The sequence below is a fragment of the Paracoccus sp. (in: a-proteobacteria) genome (genome assembly GCF_039808215.1).
Taxonomy (GTDB): Bacteria; Pseudomonadota; Alphaproteobacteria; order Rhodobacterales; family Rhodobacteraceae; genus Paracoccus.
Genome location: NZ_JBDHSP010000142.1, coordinates 1 through 3,415, shown reverse-complemented (window position 1 = coordinate 3,415; position 3,415 = coordinate 1). Strand labels below are relative to the sequence as shown.

The 3,415-nt window shown below is 61.2% G+C and carries 5 protein-coding genes and 1 pseudogene; 4 read left to right on the top strand and 2 right to left on the bottom strand.

Going from position 1 to position 3,415, the window contains the following annotated elements; translation table 11 throughout:
- Positions 1-256: pseudogene (locus tag WMK75_RS18665) on the bottom strand (hypothetical protein); the annotation flags it as partial.
- Entirely contained in the window at positions 202-999 is a 798-nt protein-coding gene (locus WMK75_RS18660; protein ID WP_347269079.1) for a LysR family transcriptional regulator, read from the bottom strand. The pseudogene WMK75_RS18665 and the gene WMK75_RS18660, both read right to left, overlap by 55 nt.
- A 364-nt stretch (positions 1,000-1,363) precedes the next feature.
- Here WMK75_RS18660 and WMK75_RS18655 point away from each other — a divergent pair, with 364 nt between their 5' ends.
- The 4 genes from WMK75_RS18655 to WMK75_RS18640 all read left to right on the top strand — a co-directional run.
- Complete coding sequence (locus WMK75_RS18655) at positions 1,364-1,606, top strand: helix-turn-helix domain-containing protein (RefSeq protein WP_347269078.1); 243 nt, start codon at positions 1,364-1,366, stop codon at positions 1,604-1,606.
- Entirely contained in the window at positions 1,603-2,697 is a 1,095-nt protein-coding gene (locus WMK75_RS18650; protein ID WP_347269077.1) for a DNA cytosine methyltransferase, read from the top strand. The genes WMK75_RS18655 and WMK75_RS18650 overlap by 4 nt, the downstream gene beginning before the upstream one ends.
- Positions 2,669-3,094, top strand: a complete 426-nt coding sequence (locus WMK75_RS18645; RefSeq protein WP_347269076.1) for a very short patch repair endonuclease — start codon at positions 2,669-2,671, stop codon at positions 3,092-3,094. Before WMK75_RS18650 ends, WMK75_RS18645 begins: the two co-directional genes overlap by 29 nt.
- Positions 3,091-3,415, top strand: a 325-nt coding sequence (locus WMK75_RS18640; RefSeq protein ID WP_347269075.1) for a hypothetical protein, incomplete at its 3' end; no start/stop codon positions are given. The genes WMK75_RS18645 and WMK75_RS18640, both read left to right, overlap by 4 nt.

The window sequence follows — 3,415 nt, the reverse complement described above, 5'->3', positions numbered from 1 at the left end:
GGGCGTTTCGACGCCTGACCGTATCTGAAACCGCATGGGCCCGCTCAGATACACAGAGTTTCAGACACTCCCCATTCCCGGCCGTCATGATCTCGGGCACACGGGCGAACACCGCCTCATGAAACAGGCTGGCCTCGCCGCGGACGTAATGCGGCAGATAGGTTTCGATGAAGAACCGGAACCCGTCCTCGCCGCAGGCATTCACCCGCCGGATGCGCTCGGCCTTCGCCGCCGGATCGGATGAGAATGCCTCCACGCTGAGCTCGATGGTGCGCGCGAAATCGGAGGCCATCTCCGCAAGCTTCTTGCGGAAATCCTTCGCCCAACATATTGAGGGTGGATGTTCGGGTGATGGCCGAGGCCGGCCAGACGTTGGATCAAATAGTCGTGGATCTCCGGCCCAGGCGCCGCATCGCTGACGATAAAGTTCTGGCGAGCGAGATCGTGCCAGTTCAGCGTCTGCTTCGTGGCCAGGCGGTGCTCAGTCGGAAGGACGCAGAACACACGCTCCGTCCAGAGCTGTTCGGTCTCGCAGTCGGGCCATTCGGTCGTGCCGGTGATGAATGCCACGTCAATTTGAAGCTGGCGGATCGCAGCCACATGGACCGATGGATTGCCCTCGATCAGCTCGACCACCACACGCGGGTGCTTCTCGTCGAACACCTTCATCAGGTCGAAAAGGAACCCCGACGCCAGCGACGAGAAGATGCCGATCTTGACGATGCCGTCCTCGGATCGCCCGACCGCGGCGACCTCGCTGATTCCGTCCTCGATCTGCTGGAGCGCGATGCGCGCCCGGCGGAGGAAGCGCTGTCCTGCCACGGTGAGCGAGACCCCGGCGTGATGGCGATGGAACAGGGAAGCGCCGAGATTGTCCTCGAGATCGCGGATACGGCGGCTCACCGCCGACTCTTCGATGTTCAGGTGCTTCGCTGCTTTACGAAAGCTACCATGCTCCGAGGCGACGACAAAATAGTGGACATGACGCAACTCGATCATGACGGAGCCACCTTTCTCCGTGTTTACAGAAGTTAAGATTAGTTCATGATGGTTGCTCAGCTCTGAAGAAAGATGGTTTCATTCTGCGTGATCTATCGTCGACTTCACGGTTCAGATGGGCTGAGCGCCAAAGGCGCCACCACATTGAAAACTCGTCTGGCGACCGTGCGAGACCGCGTGACGGCAGGACGGCCGGTGAAAGCGGCTTTCCCGAGTTAGGAACGGACGCCCAGAGTGTTACAAAGGCCCGCAAACCGGCCAATATCAGCTAAAACCGGCTTAAATCATATCAAACCGGCTTTACTCGCCTTTTCATCCATGGAATGATGTCTGGCACCCGCGTCGGCCGGAGAAAGGGCGGTTTATGTCTGATCGCTGGATGTCCGTCGAGGAAATCGCCGGCTACTTGGGAGTGAGTAAAGATACGATCTACGGGTGGATCGCGAAAAGAGAAATGCCCGCCCACAAGGTCGGAAGACTTTGGAAATTCAAATCCGACGAAGTCGATTCGTGGGTGAGAGCCGGAAAAGCGTCCGACGAGGACGGCGAACAGTCTGTAGGGGATGCGCAAGGATCGGAGAAACGCACCTCGGGGAGGAAGGGATGAGCGAGGTAGCGTGTATCGATCTGTTCTGCGGCGCGGGCGGCTTGACGCATGGCCTCATTCGAGCCGGCGTCCCGGTCGTCGCAGGCATCGATGTCGATACGGCGTGCCGTTATCCGTTCGAGACCAACAATGGCGCGCGCTTCCTCACGAAGGACATCAAGAGTGTAAAGCCGTCGGACCTGAACAAGCTGTATGGCAATGCGAAGATACGGATTCTGGCGGGCTGCGCTCCATGCCAACCGTTCTCGACCTACTCCCAGCGTTACGACACCCTGACCAGCCCGCGCTGGCCGCTGCTGTATCAGTTCGCGCGTCTGGTGAAATCCGTTCGCCCGGACATCGTGACCATGGAGAACGTGCCCCTCGTCGAAAAGCACGCCGTCTTCGACGACTTCGTCGCCACCCTTGAGCGGCAGGGCTACAAGGTCTGGAAGAGCGTCGTGGATTGCACCCAGTACGGGTTGCCACAGACCAGACGGCGGATGGTCATTCTGGCGAGCCTGATCGGCCCCATCGAGTTGATCTCGCCGACCCACAAGAAGCCAAAAACCGTCAGGGACGCGATCGGAAGGCTCCCCGCCATCGGGGCGGGAAGCGTCCACGACGACGATGCCTTCCATGTCTCGTCTCGACTGTCGGATTTGAACCTGGAGCGCATTCGTGCGTCCCGCCCCGGCGGGACGTGGCGTGATTGGCCCCAGCGCTTGGTTGCCGAATGCCATCGGCGGGAGACGGGCCGCACCTATCCGGGTGTCTATGGGCGCATGAGCTGGGAAGATCCGTCTCCGACGATCACCACGCAATTCTATGGTTTCGGCAACGGCCGCTTCGGCCATCCCGAGCAGGACCGAGCGATCTCCCTGCGCGAGGGGGCGATCCTGCAAGGCTTTCCGAAGAAATACGCTTTCGTGGCGGATGACGGCCCGACCCATTTCAAGGCGTTGGGCCGGATGATCGGCAATGCAGTCCCCGTCGCTCTCGGCGAAGCAATCGGCCAAAGCATCGTGACTCATCTCGGTGTCGGGGCACAGACGGATCAGGCGAAGAAGGGAGGCACCGCGGATGTCGCGCGTAAGCCCCTCGTCGCATGAAGCGAGCCTCCGCATGGCTCGGGTGCGGCAGAAGGGCACCGACGCCGAACTCTCGTTGCGCAGGGAACTGCACGCGAGAGGGCTGCGCTACCGTTTGCATGTCCCGCTGCTGACCAAGCCACGGCGGGTCGCCGACATCGTGTTTCCCCGCAATAGGGTCGCCGTCTTCGTCGACGGCTGCTTCTGGCATGGGTGCCCGGAGCACGCCTCCTGGCCGAAGAGCAACGCGCAATTTTGGCGTGACAAGATCGAAGCCAATCGCGCCCGAGACGCGGATACTGATCGCCGCCTCAGCGCTTTGGGTTGGCGTGTCATCCGCGTATGGGCGCATGAACGCGCTGGCGAAGCAGCCGAACGCATCGAAAACGTCGTTCGAGGCGGGAGCGGGCTGCAATGATCGTCGGAAATGCGAGCAGCGCGGCGACTCAGATCGCCCACCACACGATTCCTGAGCCGGGCCAACTGGTCGAAGCGCGCCGGCGGCAATGGATCGTGTCGGAGGTCGACGGTGGATCGACGGCGCCGGGCCTTCCCAAACGCCACCTCATCCGATTGACGTCGATCGACGAAGACGCCCTCGGGGAGGAAATCGAAGTCCTTTGGGAGTTGGAACCCGGCGCTCACGTCATCGAGCGAGCCGGCTGGGAGTGTCTGAAACTCTGTGTATCTGAGCGGGCCCATGCGGTTTCAGATACGGTCAGGCGTCGAAACGCCCTGC